The 1,620-nt window shown below is 58.6% G+C and carries 1 protein-coding gene and 1 pseudogene; one reads left to right on the top strand and one right to left on the bottom strand.

From position 1 onward, the window contains the following. Positions 1-265: 265 nt before the first annotated feature. Positions 266-1,213: a LysR family transcriptional regulator gene (locus tag AC1D1P_RS22860; RefSeq protein ID WP_477668827.1), complete on the top strand. Its 948-nt coding sequence runs from the start codon at positions 266-268 to the stop codon at positions 1,211-1,213. On the opposite strand, the pseudogene AC1D1P_RS22855 reads toward AC1D1P_RS22860, so the two are convergent. Beyond that, positions 1,210-1,620 (bottom strand): annotated as a pseudogene (locus AC1D1P_RS22855) (type IV pili twitching motility protein PilT); the annotation flags it as partial. The gene AC1D1P_RS22860 and the pseudogene AC1D1P_RS22855 overlap by 4 nt on opposite strands.

Here is a 1,620-nt window from a genome sequence, read left to right as displayed (position 1 = left end):
ATGTCGACATGCCCAATGACTGCGGGAGTCATGAAGGCGTTTCCGCTGAGGCCGTGTACCTGCAGCAAGGCGCCTGCAACTCTGGAGAAAACCTCGCGCTCGCCGGCCGGCGTTAAAAGTCCCTGCGATAGCTGGATGGAGATGGGCATAAAAATCCTTTGAAGAGCGACGGCGCAACATGTCCGTGCGAAGTGAACTGTGCCCAGGATGGCGTCGGCTGGAAATCCCCCCGAATGCATAATGCTTGTGTCAAATCTGCACAAGCATGAAAAACCTCAGCCTTGACGACTTCTCGCTGTTTGCGCAGCTTGCATCTGCCCAGTCGCTCTCGACAGTAGCGAGGGACCGCAACGTTGCGGCCAGCCATATGTCGCGTTCGCTCGCGCGCATGGAGGCTCAATGCGGCCTGCGGCTGATGCACCGGACCACTCACAGCCTCTCTCTCACTGACGAAGGTGAGGTCTTCCTCGAATATGCCCAGCGCATCCTTACCGAACACAGGCAATTGCAAAACAGCTTCGCCAGCAGAAGCCGCTCAGTGGTGGGTACGGTGCGCTTGAGCATCAGCCAGATTCTTGCTGAATATGTACTGATTCCCCGGCTGGGCAAGCTGCGGGCCTTGCACCCGGAATTGAAGCTGGACCTGCATCTGGATGATCGCCTTGTCAGCATGGCCGATGAGGCGATGGATATCGTCGTGAGGGCGGGTGTTGCACCTGCGCAGACGGCCATTGCCCGTAATCTTGGAAGCCATGGGCGTGCTTTGTACGCCTCACCCGTGTATCTCAAGAAGCATGGCGTTCCGCGTGCGCCGGCAGATCTTCAATTGCACAGTCTGATATCAAATACCACTTCGATTACCCACAATCAATGGACCTTCGAAGAAAACGCGGTCGTCACCCCACTCGCGGTGCAGGGGCAGTTGCGCGTCAATAGCAGCGCTGCGGTGGTTTCACTTGCCTTGGCGGGAGCCGGCATTGCCCGGATCAACGACGTTATCGGCCGCGAGCTGGTGGCGCAAGGCCGGTTAAAGCCCGTGCTGGCCCGGCACACGGTGAGCGATGTCTATTCTATTGATGCGGTGATTCTGGCCGAACGCCATCGGGCTCCCAAAATCCGGGCCACTATCGATTACCTTCAGGCCTGCTTCGCGGCCTTTAGCCCTTCCAACTCAGCCCTTGGCCGGAACAACGCCGGCAGTTCAGCGGCTTAAACGATAGCGAAGTTTTCGGTGCCGGCCGCCAGGTCGACGGACTTGGCGCGTTGCGAGTTGAGCTTGATCTGCAGGCGCAGGTCGTTCACCGAGTCGGCGTTGCGCAGGGCATCTTCGTAGGTGATGAAGTGKCTCTCGAAGGCGTCGTACAGCGCCTGGTCGAAAGTCTGCATGCCCAGGTTGCGGCTTTTTTTCATGATCTCCTTGATTTCGGAGACTTCGCCCTTGAAGATCAGATCGGAGATCAGCGGCGAGTTGAGCATGACCTCCACCGCCGCAAAACGGCCCTTGCCGTCCTGCTTGGGCACCAGCCGCTGCGAAATCATGGCCTTGAGGTTGAGCGAGAGGTCCATCAGCAACTGGGTGCGGCGCTCTTCGGGGAAAAAGTTGATCACGCGGTCCAGCGC

The organism is Polaromonas sp. P1_E1_2 (assembly GCF_056406035.1).
The sequence above is the reverse complement of the archived record's forward strand: the minus strand, read 5'-3'. Positions and strand labels throughout refer to the sequence as shown.

Excerpts from the sequence above, each read along its gene's own strand:
- AC1D1P_RS22860 (WP_477668827.1), top strand. The coding sequence starts at position 266 with ATGAAAAACCTCAGCCTTGACGACTTCTCGCTGTTTGCGCAGCTTGCA.